General features: G+C 61.0%; 2 protein-coding genes. One reads left to right on the top strand and one right to left on the bottom strand.

The window, feature by feature from the left end:
* Nucleotides 1-33: 33 nt before the first annotated feature.
* Nucleotides 34-486, bottom strand: a complete 453-nt coding sequence (locus G528_RS17740) for a LysR family transcriptional regulator (protein WP_051198866.1) — start codon at nucleotides 484-486, stop codon at nucleotides 34-36.
* A gap of 189 nt (nucleotides 487-675) precedes the next feature.
* Here G528_RS17740 and G528_RS0114485 point away from each other — a divergent pair.
* On the top strand, nucleotides 676-1,078 hold a 403-nt coding region (locus G528_RS0114485), incomplete at its 3' end, for an EamA family transporter (RefSeq protein WP_425402242.1).

Raw genomic sequence — 1,078 nt, 5'->3', positions numbered from 1 at the left:
AAAAACGGCGAACTCGTCGAACCCGGCACCGTCTCACCCGACCAGCAGGAGGCTGCCTGAAACAACCTCATCCACAGGTCTTGACAATAGCTCCTGGTCTCGGGTATGCACGCGCAGCTCAACGTCGCGCCACTTCGCCGCGCCGCGAACAACGTGCCGGAACCACGTGTTGAGGGAGTCGGCATTCACCGCTACCGGAACGACTGTGCGCTCGCTTGGCCCCGGTCCCGGAGCGTGGAGTTCGCTGAGCGCCTCCTTCTGCAGGCTCATCGATTGCCTGGCCAACCGAAGCAACACCTCCCCGACCGCTGTCGGAACGCACGGTTGGGCGCGTTGTACGACCACCGCGCCCACCTGCCGCTCCAGCGTACGAATCCGCTGACTTACCGCCGACGGACTCACCGAGAGTTGGACCGCAGCGCGCTCGAAGCTGCCCGCGTCGATCACAGCCTGCAGAGCCGCCAGAGGACCAATGTCCAGGTACATGAAGGTAACCTTATCAATCTGAAGATAGTTTCGCTGGACTAATTATGGGGTGGACCCATACGTTTCTCTTCGGGTTGGCGCAGTGGCGAGGCCACAGCGATCCTGCTCATCGACACGGAGAGGACTCTGTTGATTTCGGGCGCATTTCGTCGTTCACCGCAGTTCGGTGCGGCATGTGGAGTGCTTTCGATGTTCTCGGTCCAACTGGGAACATCGGTGTCGACTGGCATTTTCGACAGCGTCGGTCCCATCGGTGCGGCGTCGCTGCGGCTGTGCTTCGCGGCGGTGATCATTTTGGTTCTCGTCCGCCCGCGCCGTCCGGCTTCCGGTGAAATAAAGGTCATCGCGCTCTACGGATTCGCTTCCGCGTTGATGACAATCTTCTATTTCTCGGCAGTAGCACGCATTCCGCTCGGTGTCGCAAGCTCGCTTGAATTCCTTGGGCCACTGGCAATTGGACTATTTGCCGCTCGCTCCAGGCTTGGTTTAGCTGCGCCACTTGTCGCTTTCGGCGGGGTCGTATGCCTTACCGAACCGTGGGCGATCGCTGAGTCCGACCCATTGGGGCTGATCTTCGGGTCCGGGGCCGGGC

Source organism: Gordonia shandongensis DSM 45094 (assembly GCF_000423025.1).
Lineage (GTDB): Bacteria > Actinomycetota > Actinomycetes > Mycobacteriales > Mycobacteriaceae > Gordonia > Gordonia shandongensis.
This window is presented reverse-complemented; position numbering and strand designations above follow the sequence as displayed.